Source organism: Metasolibacillus fluoroglycofenilyticus, assembly GCF_003049645.1.
Classification (GTDB): Bacteria; Bacillota; Bacilli; order Bacillales_A; family Planococcaceae; genus Metasolibacillus; species Metasolibacillus fluoroglycofenilyticus.
Map to the genome: position 1 here is coordinate 38,033 of NZ_PYWK01000006.1, position 20,951 is coordinate 58,983.

The window sequence follows — 20,951 nt, forward strand, 5'->3', positions numbered from 1 at the left end:
AATTCTGAATCAAGTTAAACTATTGAAAGGAGGCTTTGCTATGGATATTTTCCATCAACTATTCTCGCAAGATAAGCATATAAATCCTTTTTTGCAGCAAGTAAAAAAGGATAGTAAAGTAAGCCAATTGGTTACAGGCTTAACGGGTGGCGCAAGACCAGCGTTATTGCAAGCCATTTATAAAGAAACAGAGCGTCCGCTATACGTGTTATCGCCCAATTTATTGCAGGCTCAAAAGCTTGTGGATGATTTAACAGCACTTGTAGGCGAGGACGAAGTGCATTATTATCCAGCGGAGGAGTTTATTGCGGCAGGTATGTCAGTGGCGTCTCCAGAGCTACGCGCGCACCGTATTACGACATTAGACAATTTAGTAAATCGGAAACGTGGTATTTATATAATTCCAATTGCAGGTATGCGTAAAATGATGACGCCAATGACAGTCTGGCAGTCACATTTACTGAAAACAGCAGTGGGGGAGGATATCGCCATTGATGAATGGCTAGTGCAGCTCGTTACGATGGGCTATAGCCGCAGTCAAATGGTAACGACGCCTGGTGAGTTTGCGGTGCGCGGGGGTATTTTAGATATTTACCCACTCGATGCAGAGGCGCCTGTTCGTATCGAGCTATTTGATACAGAAGTAGATTCAATCCGTACATTTTCAGCAGATGACCAACGCTCAATTGATAAACTAGATCATGTGCATATTTTGCCTGCTGCTGAGCTGCTTTTAAACATTGACCAGCGTATTCAACTTGCAAATCGTTTGGAAGTAGCACTCGCGAATAGCTTAAATAAAGTTAAGAAACAGGAAATTCAGGAGTTACTATATCAATATATTCAGCAGGACATTGCCCTACTAAAAGAGGGGAATTTGCCTGATACTGTAGCAAAATATGGTTCCTTATTATTTGAGCAGCAAACATTTTTAGGTGATTATTTTGCGCAAGATGGCATCGTTTTTTGGGATGAGCTTGGACGTATTCAGGAAGTAGCAGATGCATGGGAGCGCGAGGAGACAGAGTGGTTTTTATCGCTAATTGAAGAGGGGAAAATGCTACACGATGTGAAGCCATCCTTTACTTTAAAGGAAATCGATGCAATGCTAACATTACCAAAATATTATTTTGCATTATTTACTAGGACGTTTTCTGGTTTCAAATTTACTAAAACAATCAACTATTCTTGTAAGCCGATGCAGCAATTCCATGGGCAAATTGCGTTATTGCAATCAGAGCTTGTGCGCTGGCAGCAGGAAAAATATACGGTTTTATTTGTTGCGGAAGGTAAGGAGCGTCTAGCCTCTATCAAGCGCACATTAGAAGACTATCAAATTCATGCGCAAATAGGTTTAGGACAGACTGGCGGTATTTATTTAATCGATGCCGAATTATCAAATGGCTTTGAGCTCCCATTGCAAAAGATAGCCGTTGTAACAGATGATGAGCTATTTAAGCAGCAAGCAAGAAAAAGGGTGCGCTCGCAAAAAATGTCCAATGCGGAGCGTATTAAAAGCTATTCGGAAATTAAACCTGGTGATTATGTTGTGCATGTGCACCATGGTGTCGGGAAATATATCGGGATTGAAACGCTCGTTGTAGGCGGGCAGCATAAAGACTATTTGCATATTCGCTACAGAGCGGATGATAAGCTATACGTATCAGTAGATCAAATCGACTTAGTGCAAAAATTTGTAGGGTCTGAGGATAAAGAACCGAAGCTACATAAGCTTGGCGGACCAGAATGGAAAAAAGCTAAGGCTAAGGTTGCCTCTGCTGTACAGGATATTGCAGATGATTTAATTAAGCTTTATGCAAAACGTGAGGCAGAAAAAGGCTTTGCCTTCTCGCCAGATTCTGATGATGTACGCGCATTTGAAGATTTATTCCCATATGAGGAGACAGAGGACCAACTACGTAGCATTATTGAAGTGAAGCGCGATATGGAGCGCGAGCGACCAATGGATCGACTTGTTTGTGGTGATGTTGGCTATGGTAAAACAGAAGTGGCAATTCGTGCAGCATTTAAGGCAATCCAAGATGGGAAGCAGGTTGCTTTTTTAGTACCAACAACAATATTAGCACAGCAGCATTTTGAAACATTGCAAGAGCGCTTTACAGAGCAAGCCATTCATGTAGGTTTATTAAGCCGCTTCCGCACGAAAAAGCAGCAAACCGAAACATTAAAGGGTTTGCGTAATGGAACGGTTGATATTGTCGTCGGGACACACCGCATGTTATCGAAGGATGTTGTTTATAACGATTTAGGCTTATTAATTGTCGATGAGGAGCAGCGTTTCGGTGTAACACATAAGGAAAAAATTAAGCAATTAAAAACGAATGTGGATGTATTGACATTAACAGCTACACCAATTCCACGTACATTACATATGTCAATGGTCGGTGTACGCGATTTATCGGTTATTGAAACACCACCACAAAACCGTTTCCCGGTGCAAACATATGTGATGGAACATAATGGGGCGCTTGTACGTGAAGCGATAGAGCGAGAGATGGCACGCGGTGGGCAGACATTTTATTTATATAATCGAGTAGAGGATATGACACGTCGTGTAGAGGAAATTCAAATGCTTGTACCAGATGCACGCATTGGCTTTGCACATGGTAGAATGACAGAGTCAGAGCTAGAGTCTACGATTTTAGCGTTTTTAGATGGTGAATACGATGTGCTTGTAACGACAACAATTATTGAAACGGGTGTCGATATTCCAAATGTCAATACATTAATCGTACATGATGCTGACCGGATGGGGCTTTCACAGCTTTACCAATTGCGTGGACGGGTTGGACGTTCCAATCGTGTAGCTTATGCATATTTTATGTACCAACGCGACAAAGTATTGACAGATGTTGCGGAACAGCGTTTACAGGCAATTAAAGAGTTTACTGAATTAGGCTCGGGCTTTAAAATTGCAATGCGTGATTTATCAATTCGGGGTGCAGGTAATTTACTAGGTGCCCAACAGCACGGCTTTATTGATGCAGTCGGCTTCGATTTATATTCACAAATGTTAGAAGAGGCGATTGCTCTACGTCAAACAGGTGTGAAAAAAGAGGAGAAGCCAGAGGTAGAAATCATTTTGCATACGGAAGCCTATATTCCAGATGCCTATATTCCAGATGGCTATCAAAAAATTCAAATGTATAAGCGTATTAAAGCAATGGACCGTATAGAAGATTATGAGGAAATAATTGACGAGCTACAAGACCGCTTTGGTGATGTGCCAACCGAAACGATTCGTTTATTGCGCATTGCACGGATGAAAGTATGGGCACTAGCAGCAGGCATCGAGGCGATTAAAGAAAAGCAAGGCATTGTTTCGATTCATCTATCAGAGCAAGGAACTGCACAAGTAGACGGTGCGAAAATTGTTTCTGAATCGATGAAATATGAGCGTGCAACAGGCTTTAGCATGGACGGTATGAGGCTTACTGTCACAGTCGACAGCAAGCGCTGTAATAAGCATACACCCTTCGATGTTTTAGAAGGTATGATGCAAATTATTGCCGAGGCAATAAAGGTGGGCGATCCAAAGGCTGTGCAGTAGCCAGCCTTCGGAACGCTATCGATGATGTTTTTTCAAAGAGTGCCCCCGTTAAAATAGCAAGAGGATTTTTTGAAAATAGGTTAAACACTTGGTTCGGAGGATTTTCTTCCGAATGAAAATTGACTTTTTTCCTTTAAAACATAGATAATCATTACATTTCACATCCTTATAAAAGAGATGTTTGAAGCTAGGGTCATTCAACTGTGAAAATAATACTTGTTTAGCTCGTCCAAAACCAAATGTATTTGATTCAAGAGACTGCTTTATCAATAAAAGCAGGATTTATATAGAGCGCAAATTGTTTTGAAAAGCTTGAATTAAAGGGCTTTGGCTTTTTAAGTGTCGTTATTGGCTTACTAGGTGTAGAGTCCCTTTCAATCCATTATCAAAAATTAGTGCGAGTCTCCCTGACTGTTCAAATTTTTCTTGTGTTAATAATGATTTATCAACTAAAACAGAATCTGTTGAAGTAAAATTCGCTTCAAATAAACGCTTAAGCGTTACTTCCTGTAGTTTGCCTCGGAAATCATAAGGCTAATAACAACCAAAAGATGTTTCATCATGTCAGATATACTAATAATCCATACTGCGTCGGCAGGTATATGAATAATCCCTATATTTATCCTGTTTGTCTTAATAATATAGCCTGACAAAAAACATTTCATAAACAGTACAGCAATTTTTTTGGTCCGACTTGCATACATTTCAACTTTTTACACCATACTACTTTAAAGTGCAGTTTGAATTTGTTGAAAGTGAGGCAATTGATAATGAAAGCAACAGGAATTGTACGACGTATTGATGATTTGGGACGAGTTGTTATTCCGAAAGAAATTAGACGCACGATGCGTATTCGCGAGGGAGATCCACTTGAAATTTATACAGACCGCGAAGGCGAAGTTATTTTAAAAAAATACTCACCGATTAACGATTTAGGCGAGTTTGCACAAGAATATGTGGAATCACTTTATGAAACATTCGGCACACCAGCACTTATTAGTGACCGAGATGAAGTAATTGCGATTGCAGGCGTGTCGAAGAAGGAATATGTCAATCGTAGGCTATCCGCTTTTGCGGAGGATTGCTTAAAATCTCGCAATACGACACTTGAAAAGATGGAAACAACTTTAGAAATTGTGCCGGGGCAATTTGAACAGGTTAAATCCTATTGCATCGTACCTATCGTTAACAATGGCGATATTATCGGGGCAGTATACCTATTTTCAAAGGCGCATTTTATCGGCGAAGTCGAACAAAAGGCAGCTGAGCTAAGTGCAACATTTTTAGCTAAGCAAATGCAGCATTAGTAGAGGCGTCCGCAAAGCGTGCTAAGGCACAGCTTTATGGACGTTTTTTAATTACTTTAAATTTACCTTGTTTATAATTAAAATCTCTAACAGAATATTTAGCATATGTGCCTAAAATAGGAGTTGATATTTCGGTCGATTTTTCATAAATTATGCCTCTGACTATATTTACAATAGAGTAGATATTTGCTAAATATGGATAATTTCGTGTGATCCCTTAGTCGTAGATATACCATGTATCATATTCCTCATAATAATCTAGTAAGACTCCAGTCGTTCCATCGTAATCTGTATTAATAGGACTGGAAAATTCAACGGAGTTACAGCTTTCTAAATTACTCTCCATAAGAAACAAAATTTCATCGTCTGCAATCTTTCCATTAACAAAATTCATTTTTGTTTTAGTATTACTAAATGTCCCCAATACGACAAATGTCAAAATGTTATAATAAATAAAGTGAGTTTTTCAAACCGATTATCTTCTCCCTAGTCAAGATTAATGTAATCATATAGCTAAGCTACAGTTATTCTTTATTATAACAAATGATGTAATTTATTAGGTTTCATTTAGAATATTGTGAATATTCCTTGTTCTCACCGGCAGCATTCCCCCACCTTACTACTACATTTTTATCGGTATTAGTAAATTTTTAATATGGAAAAGTTGGTTGAAAATTTTGCTAATTGGTTGTACTTACGAAAAGTTTTCAAAAATACTTTTTTATTTTTAATATTAAAAGTTTAACTTGTAGGAAACTTGCTCTCATTTTAAGCAGTCTTTCTATAGGAATGCTATACTGTAAGCACTCGTAGGATTGGGGAAGGATTTGAATGATGACGCAGCAATATGGAATGAAGAAATATATGAGAGGCGCACTATTATTGACGCTGGCAGCACTTGTAGTGAAGGTGCTGAGCGCTGTTTATCGTGTGCCTTTTCAAAATTTAGTTGGGGATGAAGGGTTTTATGTTTACCAGCAGGTGTACCCATTCATCTCATTTTTTGTTGTATGGACATCCGGCGGGTTTGCAATTGCTATTTCAAAAATGCTGGCAGACACTGCTGATATAAATAGAAAACGGTCGATTTCAAAGATAATTTTCAGCTATTTAACTGTGCTGTCACTCGTGTTTTTCAGTTTATTATTTTTCGGTGCACAAATGCTAGCATATTGGATGGGCGATGAAAAGCTAGCACCGTTGCTGCAAACGGGCGCTTTTGTTGCGCTCTGTATGCCGACACTCGCTTTATTAAAAGGAACGTTTCAAGCGAAGGGAGCAATGGAGCCAGTTGCTTATGCACAGGTATTTGAACAGCTAATTCGTGTGCTCGTCATTTTAGGTGGCACGGTTTTAGTCATGCACACATCGAAGTCTATTTATGCGGCAGGTAATGTAGCGGTACTTGGTGCGGTAGTGGGAGAAATCGCAGGTATTATGCTGCTATTATTTTATATTCGTAAGCAGTTAAATGGCAATTGCCATGTTATCAAAATAAATATATGGGCAGTTATCAAAGATGTGACGTTGTTCAGCCTAAGTGTTAGCTTAAGTAGCTTAATGTTGCTCGGCTTTCAGTTAGTTGATTCCTTTACAGTTTATACGTCATTACTTGAGCAAGGAATGCCTATGGAGCAGGCGATGGTGCAGAAAGGTATTTATGATCGTGGGCAGCCGCTTGTACAGCTTGGTGTCGTTATTGCATCATCGCTGTCACTAGCAATTGTGCCCCTCATCGCGCAAAAAATAAAAACAGCGGGTCGCGGGGCGATGCCATTTGTGCAATTAACATATCGTACAGCATTATTATTTGGTACGGCAGCCACATTTGGTTTAATTATTACAATGCCATATGTCAATGAACTTCTATTTACTACCGCTGATTTATCGGCTGTATTAATGGTCGTAGTAGTGCAAATTATCCCGTTTTCACTTATTTTGACATTTACAGCAATTTTACAAGGTTACGGCAAATTAAAAATACCAGCATTGATTGTTGCAGCAGGTTTTATCTTAAAATGGCTGAGCAATATATGGTTGTTGCCAACAATCGGCATTATCGGTGCAGCATTGGCGAGTAATTTTGGCTTGTTCCTTAGTGCTATTTTCCTTATGCTATATATAAAGCGAATCGTCAATGTCAGCCTAGCACCGCTTGTTTTTTATAAAACACTGGCGGCGGCAAGTATAGCAATGGTCATAGCAGTGAAAGTAAGTGCCTTTCTTTTCCACGTGTTACTAAGTGCAATAGATGGGCGTACGCAAGCTGCAATAATGAGTGGCGTTTTGATTTTAATAGGGGCATCTACCTTTATTACGATTATTGCCAAAAGCCGTATATTGAAAGAAAAAGAGTGGTTTTTAATTCCATTTGGTCGACGTATGGCACTATACCAACTATGGCTAAATAAAAGAAAGTAGGAAAAATAATGAATGAATTAACCGTAATCGGCTTAGGGGCATCTGATTTGGAGCAGTTGCCATATGGCGTTTATAAAAAGCTTAAAGCGGCTAAAAAAATATATGTGCGCACACTAGAACATCCTGTAATAGAGAATTTGACAACAGAGGATATTCAATTTCATAGTTTTGATGGCGTTTATGAAAAGTATGACACATTTCAACCTGTCTATGAGGAGATAGCCGCGTGTTTAATCGAGGTTGCACAGCAGGAGTCGGTATTGTATGCAGTGCCAGGGCATCCGCTAGTGGCTGAGCAAACGGTACAGCATTTAATTGAGGCAGCAAGGAATGGGGAAATTAAGCTCAAAATCGAGGGTGGGCAAAGCTTTCTAGACCCGATTTTTACAGCGTTAAAAATCGACCCAATCGAAGGTTTTCAATTATTAGATGGTACAAGCATGTCTATGGACGAGTTGAATATGCGCCAGCATACTTTGATTGCACAAGTGTATGATGAGTTTAGTGCGTCAGAGGTGAAGCTGACATTAATGGAAAAATATCGTGATGATTATCCTGTAACAATTGTGACAGCAGCAGGCTCTTCACAAGAAAAGATAGTGACAGTCCCTTTATACGAGTTAGACCAAGTGGCAGAGCTTAATAATTTAACGACAGTTTATGTGCCTCCTGTGGCATCAGACGAAGATGCGCTGCGTGATTGGACAACTTTGCGTCGTATTATTGCTGTTTTGCGCGGACCGGATGGCTGTCCTTGGGACCGAAAACAAACACATGAATCCTTGAAAAAATATTTAATTGAGGAAACGCATGAATTTTTAGCGGCTGTTGATGCAGAGGATGACTTTGCGATGGTCGAGGAGCTAGGCGATGTTTTGCTTCAAGTGTTTTTACATGCGCAAATTGGCGAAGATAATGGCTATTTCAATTTAGAAGAAGTGCTTGCGTCGGTTAGTGAAAAAATGATTCGCCGTCATCCGCACGTGTTTAGTGACGCAGCAGCAGAGGATGCCGATGCGGTCATTGCTAATTGGGAGGCAATAAAGCGTCAGGAAAAGGGCGAACAGCTAGAGCCGCTTTTAGCAGGTGAGCACCGTGCGGAGTCTTCGCTGCAAACCTCTTATAATTATCAGAAAAAGGCTGCGACAGTTGGCTTTGATTGGCCAAATGCAGAGGATGTATGGGCAAAGTTTGAGGAGGAGTGGCAGGAGTTTCGTCAGGAAATTACAGAGGGCTCTGCTGCTGCGCAACTTGATGAATTTGGTGATGTGTTATTTACACTTGTGAATATCGCGCGCTTTTATAAGATTTCGCCAGAGGAAGCGATGATTCATGCAAATGAAAAATTTGCTCGACGCTTTGGCTATGTGGAGCAACGAGTGAAGATGAGTGGACAGGGTTTCACCGCATTCACACTAGAACAATTAGATGCCTTCTGGGATGAGGCAAAAAAGCAGGAAAAGGGAGAATAATATGCGATTAGATAAATTTTTGAAAGTATCGAGATTAATTAAACGCCGCACATTAGCAAAGGAAGTTGCTGTGCAAGGTCGTATCACAATTAACGACAAGGTCGCAAAGGCGAGCAGTACTGTAAAAGTCGGTGACGAGTTAGCGATTCGCTTCGGACAAAAAATCGTCACAGCACGTGTTGAGCAGCTAAATGAAAATGCCCGCAAAGAAGACGCGGCAAATATGTTCACCATTTTAAAGGAAGAGCGCCTAGAAAAAATTGAGCCAGAATTCATTGACGACGAGGATTGAGCAAATGGCAGATGAAAAGGAATGCCCGCTATGTGGCGGCAGTAATAACTGTGGCGTTGCGAGCAAGCAAAGCGACTGCTGGTGCATGACCGTGAAATTCCCAAAGGAAATACTCATAGAAAATCCAACAAGCTGTATTTGCGAGAAGTGCTTGGAGGAATATGGTAGAAAATAAAAAAACGTGTAGAAGAAGCTTGATGGCACTTTTCTACACGTTTTTGGAATTTACGGGCAAAGCTTACAAGAAATAAGGCAGACGGCTCACTCTCGTCAGGTTGTTTTAATTTGGCTTAGCAATGTTTACTATGCTTCATTGGCTACTACGCGCGTAACAACTCATTATATTGGCCTAATCCTCCGGTGGGTGTCACAGTTTTAAAGAGATTCCTTTACTGGCTCGAAAAGTTGTGCTAGAGCTGGTGGTAGTGTAATTGTTTATATAGTCCCCCTTTATCCTCCATTAACAGACAGTAAGACGCCCACTTCAAGACTTAAGTTACGCTAAGGATAAGAGGGAGATTAGCTGCTCGTAAAAGCCCGATTGGTTCAACTAACAATCAGTGGGGGATGGGGAAAATCTCCACTGATTGAAATTTTCCTTTATCCTAATTCAGTAGAAAGAATGGATACATAAATTTTTTAGGATAACCTGCTCCCTATAACATCCGGTATTTTTTCAAACTAAGGATTGTCAAGGTAATAAAAACGATGGCAAAAGCAGTAAGCACAGCTAAGTTCATAGCTATTTCAATGAATGTGAAACCTTTGTACATAATGCCGTTCAGTGCATCAGCAGCGTAATAAAGCGGCATGAAATGACCGATTTTTTGTAGCCATGCGGCCATATTGTCGAGCGGAAAAATACCTGAAAAGAATATTTGCGGCACAATGACTAATGGAATAAATTGCATCATTTGAAATTCAGAGCTAGCAAAGCTTGAAAGTAGTGTGCCTAAAGAAAGTGCGATGAGAGCTACAGCCATATTGATAAGTAGCACAAGCCAAATTGAGCCAACATGTACGATATCTAGTACATAGATGCCGAACAGTACAATAATAATAGTTTGTAAAAAGGCAAATAAGCCATAGCCAAGCATATAGCCTGCCACAATTTCAGCACGTTTAATCGGCGTTGCAAGCAAGCGCTCTAAAGTGCCAGAAGTTCGCTCCTTCAATAGCGCAATACCAGTAATTAAAAAAACAAAGAAGAAAACAAAAAAACCGATAAGCATTGGACTGAATGTATCGAAAATAGAGGTATCTTGGTCACCATATACATAGCTAGTGGTCAAGCTAGGCGAGTCATCTGACTTTGGTTGTAGTGCTTGTGTGAGCCTCATCATTAATACTTTAGCATTGGAAGGGTCATCATTTAATAATATTAGCTTACTATTCCCTTGCTTGAAACTTAACCAGCCATCATATTGATATTCTGCTAATTGCTCTACAGAAAAATTCTTCTCCTCAATAATTTGAAAATCCCCCGCTTGAAGCTTTTCCATTATAGGTGGAGCACCATTGGTGACAACAAGTGTTACACTTGCTTCATTACTATTAAAAATAAAGGACATTAAGGTAAGCACGAGTAGAGGGGCAAAAAATAACAATGCTAATGTGCGGCGGTCGCGTCGCATTTGTTGAATAATTCTTGTGACAATAGCGCCAACTCTCATAGTACCTCGCCTCCTGCCTTTAAAAATACCTCATCTAAATCCTGTGCTGTATAATGTGTTTTTAATGCTTGTGGCGTACCGTTCGCAATAATATGACCGTTGCGTAGCATAATTAATTGGTCGCATTGCTGTGCCTCATCCATCGCATGTGTCGTTACTAAAATAGTTTTTTGCTCCTCTATTTTCAGGCGCATGAGCTCCTGCCAAATTTCTTTTTTAAGAACCGGGTCAATCCCAACTGTAGGTTCATCTAAAATAAGCAATGTAGGATTGTGTAAGAGGGCAATAGCTAACGATAGTCTACGCTTCATGCCACCAGAGTAATTGTCTACCTTGGTTTGCAAGTCATCTGTTAAACGTACAAGCTGTGCCGCATAGGCAACGCGCTGAATTTGCTCCTTTTTAGCTAGGCGATAAAGTTTTGCAAAAAAATAAAGATTTTCTTCTCCGGTTAAGTCCAAATACAGTGCATCTGCTTGAGCCATGTAGCCGATATTTGTTAATAGTTGCTGATGTGGCACTACCAAATTTAACGCTTTAATATGTCCATTATCAGGTTTTAACATGCCCATAATCATTTTAATTAAAGTGGTTTTTCCACAGCCAGAGGGACCAAGTAAGCCTACTAGTTGTCCCATCGGAATATTTAAGGAAAGTGGGGCGATTACTTGTTTATGATGAAATCTTTTTTCAACACAATTTAATGAGACTGCATAGTTCTCCATATATCTTCTCTCCTTTACTGAACAAAGTGTTGATGTGATTTGAATTTTACGTTAGCATTTGGACAAATACAATCAACAAATTTGACGTATATGTTAAGTGAATGGAGGAGTTGTATGTCTGTACATGAAAAAATGAATTTTGAAACAAAGCAGGCAATTAAAAAGGCATTAATTTCACAAATAGAGATAGTGGGTTTTGAACGTGTAACAGTGAAGGAGCTTGCTTTAGCAGCCAAAATCAATAGAGGAACATTTTACTTACATTACACGGATAAATTTGCGGTGATGGAAGATATACAACAGGAATTATTACATAATTTAGTGTACCGCGTGAAAAACATTCGACTGTTGGATGCCACACAAACAATACAAGCAGGGCAATTGTACCAACCATTTGTTGAAGTGATTCAATATATTACAGAGCAGGCAATATTTTTTCGTGTGCTGTTAGGAGAGCAAGGGAGTCCAGCTTTTAGTATTGGTGTAAAATCCATTTTTGGCGAGCATATTGTGCGAAATTTGACGGCTATAAAGGTAGATGGGATGGATATGGAGCTATGTGAATATTTACGAGCATTTATTTCCTCGGCTATTTTGGGTGTTATTCAAGAATGGTTAGCGAGTGGAGATGAGCATTTAAGCGTGAAGAAGCTTTCAATGATTCATTTTCGTTTGTTGAAATTTTTAGGTGGGATGTGGGGGCTATCTGAAAAGCCCCTTTTATTTTGAGAAAGCATTGAGTTAAAGGTTCTCATTGCTTCTCTTTTATCGAAGGTAAACATCGTTGGAGCCCGTGTTTACCATACTTTTAAAAGAGGCGCTCGCTATTTATATGTTTTGTGAAAGATAATCGCTACTGTCCAAAATGCCGGCTATGCATGGCTTTTTGGACAGCCTCCTCGATATTAGTCTACAACGATAACGCCCATTAATGAAGCTAGCTGAATTGCCTGAGAAGAGGATACTTTGCAGCCATTTAAGCTATTAATCGAAATGGTTAGTGTTTCAAAAGTAGATGAGCTAATATCGATGCCTTTTAATGAAGTTTGCTCGAAATTGGCGTCATTCAAATTGCAGCAATTGTATTCAATTCCTTTAAATTTGCATTCGTAAAAATCGCTATTTGTTAAGAGTGTTTTGTTGAATATCACTTTTTCAAGCTTTGCGCTGTCAAATGTTACTAAGTGTAAAATGCAATTGTCGAAACGTACATTGCCTAAAGAAGATGTAGGAAACTGGCTTCCTAACAGTTTGCAATTGATAAATTCCACGCGATGAATCGAGGATTTGCTAAAGTTTACATTGGACAAATCACAATTTTCAAAGCGAACATCGGTTAATTGGATATGGCTGAAATTTGTATAATTAAAGTGACTATTTTTCAGAATGGCTTTGTCGATACGAACCCTCTCTATTGCCTCATTCGTAAATGTAGAGTCAATAATTTCACACATTTCTAGCTCTGGATATTCCTCATACAAAATATCAGAGAAGTTTCTCGCAGTTAATTGTGCTGGGATTTTAGGTAAAGTAATTTTCATTAAAGGCTCCCTCCAATTGGTAAGTGAAGTTTACAAGCTGTTGCTGTTTTTTCAAAAAGCTTGTTAATTTCATTTGCTGGTAAAGGCCTGCTAAAATAAAAGCCTTGTATACTATCACAGCCGAATTGTTTTAATATATTCCATTCTTCTTGTGTTTCAACACCTTCTGCCACGACCTGTAAATCAATTGTTTTTCCTAGTTGAACGATTGTTTGGACGATATCTGCACTGTTTTGATTGATGCTTATATTGCGTATAAACTGACGGTCAATTTTAATTTGATGGACAGGGAGGTTTTGCAAGTAGGCAAATGATGAATAACCTGTTCCGAGGTCATCGATTGAGATAGAAAAGCCCATAGCTCTAAGCTCTACCATTCGATTTTAGCAGCATCACGGTCTTCAATTGTTACATTTTCAGTAATTTCTAGTATTAAGCTTTGTGGGGCGATACCGGCTGTTTTAGTGCAATTCAATAAAAAATCGGGTAAAGTCGTACTCAAAAAATGAATGGGTGATAAATTAATCGATACCGTTAAATGCGCTTTGCCTTCAATCTGCCATTTTTTTAATTGAAAAATCAATTGAGCAATCCATATACTAAACCTCTCTCCTATCACGCAAGTTTTTTTATTAATTATAGCATTTTCCTTTTTTTATTTAGCAATAAGTTAGTTATATTATTTTCTTCTTATAATTTTAGTCATGCCTTTCCCATATGCTGCATAAAGTGTGACAGAAGCAAAAAGGAGGGGATGGACATGACATTGCATCAAGAAAGTAATCGTTATACAATTCCGTCGGGTGAGCATTTAGTGACAATTCGCAACCGCAAGCGAATGGACATGACATCAATTAAAGCAATTGAGCGTTTTGATCAGGAGGAATTTTTCATTCACACATCTCAAGGACATTTGCTAATTCGAGGTGAGGAGCTACGCATTGTGCATTTAGATGTGGACAAGGGGCTACTTACATTAGAGGGCAATGTGAAGCTCATGCAGTACGATGAGGAAGACGGTGCGGCAAAGGGCTTTATTCATAAATTGTTCGGATGACGATTTCAGCACAGCTAATGAGTGCTGTCATCATGTTGGCAAGTGGACTATTTGTCGGCTGTGTTATTGACAGTACTCGAGCCGTATTGGGAGGGCTATCTGGGCGACAATGGATTCGTCAGTGCGCTGTAGTGCTAGAGCTTATGGTATGGGTTGCTCTCGGATTTTGTACATTTTACTTTTTATATGTGACAAAGGGAGGGCAGTGGCGCGCGGTTGATCCACTATTTCAGCTAGTTGGTATTTTTGCGTATGATAAATTATTCAGACGCTTTTTCCGATTTGTCGGTCGTGTATTTGTATTGCTCTTTATTCGTCCAATTTATTGGATTATTTATATTATCGGGCGCTTTTTCCTAATGTGTTGGCATGTGTGTAAGTCTATAGTCTTATTCATACTTACACCTTTCACGAAACTGTACAAAGTAACAATTGGAAACCGCTTTAAAAAATAGTTTTTACAAAGTATAATAGCTGTATTATTCAAAATCGTGAGGTGAACAAAATGGCAAGGCGAGATTACCAAGAACCATCACCTAACAGAGTAAGAGCGTTAGATAATGATTATGTTCGTTCTAGTGAAATTCAGGCGAGCAATAAACCTTCAAAGCAGCAGATTGTTCGCCGTCGTCGCAGGCTGGTAGCATTCTTTGTTATAGCAAGTGTAGTCATTTTTGGACTAGCTAGCATGCTAATGAAGCAGTATGAGCGCCTTGATGCGAAGGAGCAGAAAAAGGCAGAGGTTTTAGTGGAGCTAGAGCAAATACAAGAAGTGCAGGATATGTTAAAGCTGCAAATTGCAAAGCTTGAGGATGATGAATATATTGCGAAGTTGGCACGTAAAGAATATTTTATGTCTGAGGAAGGCGAGATTATTTTTACAATTCCCAAAAAGAAACAATCGAATGAACAACAAGAAGATGATGATGAGTAAGGGTGAGGGCGAATCCGTGAAAAGTGTTGGGTCGCCCTCCTTGCTGTGAAACGAATCAGATTTAGCGCAGTGTTGTTGACACGATTATCCTGTTCGTTATAATAGAATAGAAACTGTTATTAATGATAAAAGTTTCAGTATACTTAGTACATGACTTATGAAGTCGCTTAATTTTTAAGGAGGAGCATTTTTTTTATGTCAATTGAAGTAGGCAGCAAATTACAAGGTAAGGTAACAGGCATCACAAATTTTGGAGCATTCGTTGAGCTGCCAGATGGCAAAACGGGTTTAGTACACATTAGTGAAGTGGCAGACAACTATGTGAAAGACATCAACGAACTTCTAAAAGTAGGGGATGAAGTTGAAGTCAAAGTGATGAATGTTGAAGCTGACGGTAAGATCGGTCTTTCAATCCGCAAAGCGAAGCCTCAACCAGAGCGACCAGAACGTCCTCAACGTCCACGTCGTGATAATCGATCAAATGAGCGAAATGATCGTCAACCGAAAGAGACTTTCGAGCAAAAAATGGCACGTTTCTTAAAAGATAGCGATGAGCGTCTTGCAACATTAAAGCGTGCAACAGAATCAAAACGCGGTGGCCGTGGAGCTAGACGAAGTTAGTTTACTGGCTATTTCAGGCGTAGAAAAGATGTAATATAAGGGCGTCCGAAAAGTGTGCAATGCACTGCTTTTCGGGCGTTTTGTTTGTATTTTATGAAAATGAATTCTTATAAATAAAAGTAGGTAGCCATTTTAGCATCTTTCAGGAAGATTTTCTGCGACAGGGCTGTTCGAAAAGGTGGCTCCATTTTACGATGCAATGAAAATTTCAATTACTTTTATTCGGAGGGAAATCCGCTAAACGCAGTGTTGCTCCCGATTTCAAGGAACCCTCTATAAGTGCGCTCTTTGAAGAAGCACTGCCGAGGGCATTTTAAGCGCCTCTCCCCATTTATTTTTTCTCTTGCTTTATTAGCATGCGAATGAGCGAAATGAAGCAAAAAATTCCAGAAATAAGACCGACACTAATCATAAGTGTTTGCACGATGAGGGGTAATTTTGTTAAGAGTACACCACCTACAATGAGCAGCATACTAAAAGAGCAGAGCAATGTTAGGTATGTAAATTGTTGGGTCATGATTTATAATCTCCTATCTATTTCGATATATCTAGTATAATCAATAACTTACTTTTTTTCATATGGTGCTTTGTCCCGCATTAACGGGCAGTAAGACTTAAGTGAAAATACGCTAAAGGATAAGTGAGAGATGAGCTCCCCGTAAAAGCCCGATTGATTCAACTAACAATCAATGGGGATGAGGAAAACCTCCACTGATTGAGGTTTCACTTTATTGGACATATCCATCCTTTTTATGACAAAGAAGTAAATCAGATATTCACCAATTCACTCATTTTTCCCACTATTTGCTAACAATTCGTCGAAACATTTTTTCTAGTTGCCTATATGAACAGACAAATTTTACGCTTTAATTTTTATATAATGGCAAAAAAGCTAGAGGAGATGACTATATGACACGAGTGGAAATGCTAGAAACACCTTCTATGTGGCAGGGGATGAAGGGGTATGCAAAAAATAAAAAAACTATCTATAGTTTGCAAGCTACCTTTTTCATTATTGCTTATTTTTTAGCACAAGCAGTATTTTTTGATGCGACACTACCTTTTTTATTGCCATTTTGGGCAATTGTGCGACTGCGCTATGACAATATGCGGACAGCTGTTATTATTGGTGGCTTGTTAGGTTCCTTATCGTTTGGATTAGGACAGGCAGTGATTTTATGTTTGCAGCTCATCGTCTTTGAGCTGTTATGTCGCTTCAAATATTATAAGATGCCAGCTTCTTTGGCGATTGGCTTATCCATTTTACTTATCCAATTGCCATGGCAAAGCGTGTCATATGGGGGAGTGCCACCATTTTTAGTGCTCTTATACGTTGGCTATGAGGTAGTATTAGCTGTGTTAATGACATTATTTATTCAGCTTTTCTTCGTGCGTCCACACCAATTTTGGCAGACGAATTGGTCCTATGAGCGCATTGGGGCTGGTTTTGTCATTGCGGCCGCCTTGCTTGGCGGGATGCAGTCTGTTGTTATCTATTCTTTGTCTTTAACGATTTTTATGCTACATCTCATTATTTGCATTGCAGCTAGAGTGGCAGGTATCCAAGTAGCAACGATGACCGCTACGATTTTAGGAACGTTGCTAGGTGTTGCAAGCCTATCCTTTACGGGAATGCTTGCTTTGTATGCAGTGACAGGTGTTGTTGCGGGAAGCTGTAAGCAACTAGGACGGCTAGGTGTTGCACTAGGTAGCATAATACCTAGTGCGCTATTCTTTTTTTATGATGCGACATTACCGCTTGATCTCGTCTATTTCTTCTCCATTGTCGTAGCAGCAACTTTATTTTTGCTACTTCCACAATCATTATTTACAACATTGCATGATTTGTTTTACCCAGAGCGAGATGAGGTGCTATTAAAAAGACAGACGTGGATGACAGAGCATGCGACAGAAAATTTAATGCAATTTCAGCATTTTGTTGACTTTATGAAGGAGCTTGTATTCGATCGGTTTACTGCGGATTATGTGGAAAAGAAAAAAATTGAGCCATTGGCTACATGTATGAGCTGCTTTCGCTATGATCGCTGCTGGGCTGATGCAGAAATGAGTCAGACGATTGAGAGCTGGTGTGTGGCGAAAGCGGCTTCGAAGCCAGCCGAGGTTGTGCGTACAGAGGAGCAGGTGAAACAAAAATGTGTGAAGTCAACTAAATTGCTAGAGGAGCTGGAATTGCAGCTCTATCAGGAGCAAATGAATGGGCAATTTTATCATGGGAAAAAAATGATTGCATTGCAGTTGCGTGATTTGAGTCGCCATCTGCAGCGACTTATGCAGGAAATTAAAGAAGAAGCACTATCCTTTCAGTCTGTGGAGGAGGAGCTAATGACTGCGTTCAAGCAAGCTTATGTGCCTTGCTTTCAAATAGATGTGTTACAAAGTAAACCTGGCGAGCGTATCGTTGTGTGCTCACTGACACCGAAAAACAGTAATCAATATGATATGCTACAGCTTTGTGAGCGGCTTATTGTGCCGATTTTTTATGATGTTTGGCAGGAGCCTCTTTACGTAGAGCATTATGAAATGAGGCAAGAACCATTCCGTCATATGCAGGTGCGTTTTCGTTCAGCTGTCCGCTATGAACTAGCGCATGATAGCTATAGTCAAGCGAAGGAGCTAGTAAATGGCTCAGGAGATTCACATGCTATTTTTCCGATACATGCTGGGCTGACAGCGGTTATGCTTTCAGATGGAATGGGACAAAATAAAGAAGCGCAGCGTGAGAGTAGAAAGCTGATTCGCATGATGCGCGAATGCTTATTGTATAATATGAATCCAGAAACAGCGATGCATACGTTACACTATGTTATGTCGTTAAAGCGTGAGATAGACATGTATGCAACGATTGATTTTGCGCTAATTGATTTACAAGGTGGCACACTTTGGTCATGGAAGGCTGGTAGCATGTCGACATATATAATTCGTGGTCAAACGGTTATGAAAATTGATGGGACAAGTGCACCTGTAGGCTTTATGCCACAGTTTTCTGTAGAAACACAAAAAATGAAGCTGAGAGCAGATGATGTTATTTTTATGGTGTCGGACGGTTTATTTTCAAGCGAATTGAATTGGGACGAGCAGGAGTCTTATTTTTTGGAGTTGATAAAGCAAAGAATTGCCGAAAAAATGCCGATTGATGTGTTATTGTATGATGTAATGGCGCATTATAAAGGGCGTTATGATATTGAGGATGATTGTACATTGATTGGTCTGACATTGCAGCATATTATTCCACAATGGGCAACTGTAAAGGCGAATTAGTATAGAAGAACGGAGGTGAGAAGGTGGATTCATTCGAAATAAAGGTGATGCATAATATTCGAAAGCAGCAATTAGTAGTAGCAGGAGACCGTCTTCTCATCGCTTGCTCTGGTGGCGTTGACTCGATGGGCTTACTGTATTTTTTCCGAGCGATGTGTGCGCAGCTAGAAATAGAAATTGTCGTAGCGCATGTTGACCATATGCTAAGGGCGGAAGCATCGGCAGCAGACCGAGAATTTGTTGAGGCGTTTTGTGTAGAAGAAAATATTAGGGTACATAGTACGGCGATTCCAATAGCCGATATTCTTGAAAAGGAAGGTGGCAATTTGCAGACGACTTGTCGCAGTGAGCGTTATCGTTTTTTAGCGCAAATTATGCGGCAGGAAAAGTGCACGAAGCTTGTTACAGCACATCATGCAGACGATCAGCTCGAGACGATGCTGATGGCTCTCGCAAAAGGCGCGACGATTAACGGCTTACAAGGAATGATGGCAAGTCGTTCATTTGCAGATGGTGAGCTTATTCGTCCCTTTTTAGCAGTAACGAAGGCAGAAATTTCTAGTTATTTGCAAAGTCAGAATGGAGTATATCGTGAGGATGCAAGTAACGCGAAGGATGATTATACAAGAAATCGCTTCCGTCAGCGTATTATTCCTTTATTAGTTGAGGAGAATAATCATATAGCCGTACATGCTGTTCAATTAGCTAGCCAGCTACAGCAGGATGATGCATACTTAATGGAGTTAGCAAAAGGAGCATATGCACGAGTAGTTAAGGAAAATACGGCAGAAATTTATACGATTGATGTTCATGCTTTTCAAAGAGAATCACCTGCTTTACAAAGAAGGCTCATTTTAATACTATTAAACTATATTTATAACGATTCAAGTACACTTTTTAGTCAATCATTATTATCATCTATCTACGCCTTATTTGAAACTACAAGTGGTAGTGCGACAATCCATTTACCGAAACATTACATGATGCAACGCGCATATGATACTGTGACTGTTTATCCACATAAAGTATTCGAGGTGCGTGAAGCGAAAGCATTAGCGTTAAATAAATGGCTCGATTATGGGCATATCCGGCTATTTGTAGGGACTTATACGGGGCAGCACGATGGCGAATGCTACTATTTTCAGTCAAAAGCAGTAAACTTCCCATTACATATTCGTACAAGACGAGAGGGCGACCGTATACAGCTTGCTAATATGATGCAAGGAAAACGGTTATCAAGGTTATTTATTGACTGTAAAATCCCTTTAGCGAAACGCGATAGCTGGCCGTTGTTAGTCGATGCAGAGGATGAGGTATTAGCTGTACTCGGTGTGCGTGTAAATAACAAATTTTCCAAGCAGCGACGCGGGGAGGATGATTGTGTTCTCATCGTGCGTAGCGCTCGTTAAAATTTGCAACAATTTGAGGGGGAATCACATATGATTCAAAACGATATTGAAAAAATTATGATTTCGGAGGAGCAGATTCAAGAACGCATTCGAGAGTTAGGCGCACAGCTAACAGCTGAATACGACCATAAATTCCCGCTTGCTGTCGGTGTTTTAAAAGGTGCAATGCCTTTTATGACAGACTTAATGAAGCGTTTCGACTCTTATGTTGAAGTGGACTTTATGGATGTATCGAGCTACGGCAATGCCACTGTTTCTTCTGGCGAGGTAAAAATTTTAAAGGACTTAAACACAAGTGTGGAAGGTCGCGATGTTATTATTATCGAGGATATTATCGATAGTGGCTTAACACTTAGCTACCTTGTCGAGCTATTTAAGTATCGCAAAGCTAAATCAATTAAGATTGTAACGCTATTAGATAAACCTTCAGGGCGCAAGGTGGATTTAAAAGCAGATATCGTAGGCTTTGAAGTTCCAGATGGTTTTGTAGTAGGATATGGATTAGATTACGCAGAAAAATATCGTAACTTACCGTACATTGGCATTTTGAAAAGAGAAGTGTATTCATTCTAAAATCAGAACATATGTAACGATTTTGACATAAATCGACTTTCACATATATTCTTTAGGGCTTTTCATTGTATCAAAA

At 39.7% G+C, this 20,951-nt stretch carries 20 protein-coding genes; 14 read left to right on the top strand and 6 right to left on the bottom strand.

Features of this window, described 5'->3' with window-relative positions:
- Positions 1-40 precede the first annotated feature (40 nt).
- From mfd to C9J36_RS15665, 6 genes are all read left to right on the top strand, one after another.
- The gene (gene mfd / locus C9J36_RS15640) at positions 41-3,571 is read left to right on the top strand and encodes a transcription-repair coupling factor (protein WP_107943698.1); all 3,531 of its coding nucleotides are present in this window, start codon (positions 41-43) and stop codon (positions 3,569-3,571) included.
- Between the two features lie 770 nt (positions 3,572-4,341).
- Complete coding sequence (spoVT, locus tag C9J36_RS15645; protein WP_066165578.1) at positions 4,342-4,878, top strand: stage V sporulation protein T; 537 nt, start codon at positions 4,342-4,344, stop codon at positions 4,876-4,878.
- Between the two features lie 834 nt (positions 4,879-5,712).
- Positions 5,713-7,299, top strand: a complete 1,587-nt coding sequence (locus C9J36_RS15650; protein WP_107943722.1) for a putative polysaccharide biosynthesis protein — start codon at positions 5,713-5,715, stop codon at positions 7,297-7,299.
- Positions 7,300-7,307: 8 nt separating this feature from the next.
- Complete coding sequence (yabN, locus tag C9J36_RS15655; RefSeq protein ID WP_107943699.1) at positions 7,308-8,771, top strand: bifunctional methyltransferase/pyrophosphohydrolase YabN; 1,464 nt, start codon at positions 7,308-7,310, stop codon at positions 8,769-8,771.
- Position 8,772: 1 nt separating this feature from the next.
- On the top strand, positions 8,773-9,063 hold the full coding sequence (locus tag C9J36_RS15660; protein ID WP_066165569.1) for an RNA-binding S4 domain-containing protein: 291 nt from the start codon (positions 8,773-8,775) through the stop codon (positions 9,061-9,063).
- Positions 9,064-9,067: 4 nt separating this feature from the next.
- Positions 9,068-9,238: a cysteine-rich CWC family protein gene (locus C9J36_RS15665; protein WP_082798998.1), complete on the top strand. Its 171-nt coding sequence runs from the start codon at positions 9,068-9,070 to the stop codon at positions 9,236-9,238.
- A gap of 481 nt (positions 9,239-9,719) precedes the next feature.
- Here C9J36_RS15665 and C9J36_RS15670 read toward each other — a convergent pair whose 3' ends face one another.
- Together C9J36_RS15670 and C9J36_RS15675 are read right to left on the bottom strand one after the other, a co-directional pair.
- The gene (locus C9J36_RS15670; protein WP_107943700.1) at positions 9,720-10,736 is read right to left on the bottom strand and encodes an ABC transporter permease; all 1,017 of its coding nucleotides are present in this window, start codon (positions 10,734-10,736) and stop codon (positions 9,720-9,722) included.
- Positions 10,733-11,461, bottom strand: coding sequence for an ABC transporter ATP-binding protein (locus C9J36_RS15675; protein ID WP_107943701.1), 729 nt, complete (start codon positions 11,459-11,461; stop codon positions 10,733-10,735). Before C9J36_RS15675 ends, C9J36_RS15670 begins: the two co-directional genes overlap by 4 nt.
- A 114-nt stretch (positions 11,462-11,575) precedes the next feature.
- On the opposite strand from C9J36_RS15675, the gene C9J36_RS15680 reads away from it, so the two are divergent.
- Entirely contained in the window at positions 11,576-12,190 is a 615-nt protein-coding gene (locus tag C9J36_RS15680; protein WP_107943702.1) for a TetR/AcrR family transcriptional regulator, read from the top strand.
- A 176-nt stretch (positions 12,191-12,366) separates the two neighbouring features.
- On the opposite strand, the gene C9J36_RS15685 is transcribed toward C9J36_RS15680, so the two are convergent.
- The 3 genes from C9J36_RS15685 to C9J36_RS17625 are packed head-to-tail and all read right to left on the bottom strand — an operon-like array spanning position 12,367 to position 13,585.
- Entirely contained in the window at positions 12,367-13,002 is a 636-nt protein-coding gene (locus tag C9J36_RS15685; RefSeq protein ID WP_066165558.1) for a pentapeptide repeat-containing protein, read from the bottom strand.
- Complete coding sequence (locus C9J36_RS17620) at positions 13,002-13,361, bottom strand: EAL domain-containing protein (protein ID WP_161956451.1); 360 nt, start codon at positions 13,359-13,361, stop codon at positions 13,002-13,004. The genes C9J36_RS15685 and C9J36_RS17620 overlap by 1 nt, the downstream gene beginning before the upstream one ends.
- An 11-nt stretch (positions 13,362-13,372) precedes the next feature.
- Positions 13,373-13,585 (bottom strand): EAL domain-containing protein, encoded by a 213-nt coding sequence (locus C9J36_RS17625; protein WP_161956452.1) that lies wholly within the window; start codon positions 13,583-13,585, stop codon positions 13,373-13,375.
- Between the two features lie 177 nt (positions 13,586-13,762).
- Between C9J36_RS17625 and yabP the strand changes: the two genes are divergently transcribed.
- From yabP to C9J36_RS15715, 4 genes are all read left to right on the top strand, one after another.
- Positions 13,763-14,059 carry a sporulation protein YabP gene (gene yabP, locus C9J36_RS15700; RefSeq protein ID WP_066165552.1) on the top strand — a complete coding sequence of 99 codons (297 nt, stop codon included), beginning with the start codon at positions 13,763-13,765 and terminating at the stop codon, positions 14,057-14,059.
- Positions 14,056-14,514 (top strand): spore cortex biosynthesis protein YabQ, encoded by a 459-nt coding sequence (yabQ, locus tag C9J36_RS15705; protein ID WP_107943705.1) that lies wholly within the window; start codon positions 14,056-14,058, stop codon positions 14,512-14,514. The genes yabP and yabQ overlap by 4 nt, the downstream gene beginning before the upstream one ends.
- Positions 14,515-14,564: 50 nt before the next feature.
- On the top strand, positions 14,565-14,993 hold the full coding sequence (locus C9J36_RS15710) for an FtsB family cell division protein (protein ID WP_107943706.1): 429 nt from the start codon (positions 14,565-14,567) through the stop codon (positions 14,991-14,993).
- A 195-nt stretch (positions 14,994-15,188) separates the two neighbouring features.
- Positions 15,189-15,614 carry a S1 domain-containing RNA-binding protein gene (locus C9J36_RS15715; protein WP_066165543.1) on the top strand — a complete coding sequence of 142 codons (426 nt, stop codon included), beginning with the start codon at positions 15,189-15,191 and terminating at the stop codon, positions 15,612-15,614.
- A 331-nt stretch (positions 15,615-15,945) separates the two neighbouring features.
- Here C9J36_RS15715 and C9J36_RS15720 read toward each other — a convergent pair whose 3' ends face one another.
- Positions 15,946-16,131, bottom strand: a complete 186-nt coding sequence (locus C9J36_RS15720) for a sodium:potassium antiporter (protein WP_066165540.1) — start codon at positions 16,129-16,131, stop codon at positions 15,946-15,948.
- 392 nt (positions 16,132-16,523) lie between these two features.
- Here C9J36_RS15720 and C9J36_RS15725 point away from each other — a divergent pair, with 392 nt between their 5' ends.
- The 3 genes from C9J36_RS15725 to hpt are packed head-to-tail and all read left to right on the top strand — an operon-like array spanning position 16,524 to position 20,875.
- Positions 16,524-18,893: a SpoIIE family protein phosphatase gene (locus C9J36_RS15725; protein WP_107943707.1), complete on the top strand. Its 2,370-nt coding sequence runs from the start codon at positions 16,524-16,526 to the stop codon at positions 18,891-18,893.
- 23 nt (positions 18,894-18,916) lie between these two features.
- Positions 18,917-20,302, top strand: a complete 1,386-nt coding sequence (tilS, locus tag C9J36_RS15730; RefSeq protein ID WP_107943708.1) for a tRNA lysidine(34) synthetase TilS — start codon at positions 18,917-18,919, stop codon at positions 20,300-20,302.
- A gap of 30 nt (positions 20,303-20,332) precedes the next feature.
- Entirely contained in the window at positions 20,333-20,875 is a 543-nt protein-coding gene (hpt, locus tag C9J36_RS15735; RefSeq protein ID WP_066165531.1) for a hypoxanthine phosphoribosyltransferase, read from the top strand.
- Positions 20,876-20,951: the final 76 nt, after the last annotated feature.

Bases quoted from the DNA above. Each gene is read 5' to 3' on its own strand.
- yabQ (WP_107943705.1), top strand. From the start codon at position 14,056: ATGACGATTTCAGCACAGCTAATGAGTGCTGTCATCATGTTGGCAAGT.
- C9J36_RS15680 (WP_107943702.1), top strand. From the start codon at position 11,576: ATGTCTGTACATGAAAAAATGAATTTTGAAACAAAGCAGGCAATTAAA.
- mfd (WP_107943698.1), top strand. From the start codon at position 41: ATGGATATTTTCCATCAACTATTCTCGCAAGATAAGCATATAAATCCT.
- C9J36_RS15675 (WP_107943701.1), bottom strand. From the start codon at position 11,461: ATGGAGAACTATGCAGTCTCATTAAATTGTGTTGAAAAAAGATTTCAT.
- C9J36_RS15710 (WP_107943706.1), top strand. From the start codon at position 14,565: ATGGCAAGGCGAGATTACCAAGAACCATCACCTAACAGAGTAAGAGCG.
- C9J36_RS15685 (WP_066165558.1), bottom strand. From the start codon at position 13,002: ATGAAAATTACTTTACCTAAAATCCCAGCACAATTAACTGCGAGAAAC.
- hpt (WP_066165531.1), top strand. From the start codon at position 20,333: ATGATTCAAAACGATATTGAAAAAATTATGATTTCGGAGGAGCAGATT.
- C9J36_RS15650 (WP_107943722.1), top strand. From the start codon at position 5,713: ATGACGCAGCAATATGGAATGAAGAAATATATGAGAGGCGCACTATTA.
- yabN (WP_107943699.1), top strand. From the start codon at position 7,308: ATGAATGAATTAACCGTAATCGGCTTAGGGGCATCTGATTTGGAGCAG.
- C9J36_RS17620 (WP_161956451.1), bottom strand. From the start codon at position 13,361: ATGGGCTTTTCTATCTCAATCGATGACCTCGGAACAGGTTATTCATCA.
- C9J36_RS15670 (WP_107943700.1), bottom strand. From the start codon at position 10,736: ATGAGAGTTGGCGCTATTGTCACAAGAATTATTCAACAAATGCGACGC.
- yabP (WP_066165552.1), top strand. From the start codon at position 13,763: ATGACATTGCATCAAGAAAGTAATCGTTATACAATTCCGTCGGGTGAG.
- C9J36_RS15720 (WP_066165540.1), bottom strand. From the start codon at position 16,131: ATGACCCAACAATTTACATACCTAACATTGCTCTGCTCTTTTAGTATG.
- C9J36_RS15665 (WP_082798998.1), top strand. From the start codon at position 9,068: ATGGCAGATGAAAAGGAATGCCCGCTATGTGGCGGCAGTAATAACTGT.
- C9J36_RS15715 (WP_066165543.1), top strand. From the start codon at position 15,189: ATGTCAATTGAAGTAGGCAGCAAATTACAAGGTAAGGTAACAGGCATC.
- C9J36_RS15725 (WP_107943707.1), top strand. From the start codon at position 16,524: ATGACACGAGTGGAAATGCTAGAAACACCTTCTATGTGGCAGGGGATG.
- spoVT (WP_066165578.1), top strand. From the start codon at position 4,342: ATGAAAGCAACAGGAATTGTACGACGTATTGATGATTTGGGACGAGTT.
- C9J36_RS15660 (WP_066165569.1), top strand. From the start codon at position 8,773: ATGCGATTAGATAAATTTTTGAAAGTATCGAGATTAATTAAACGCCGC.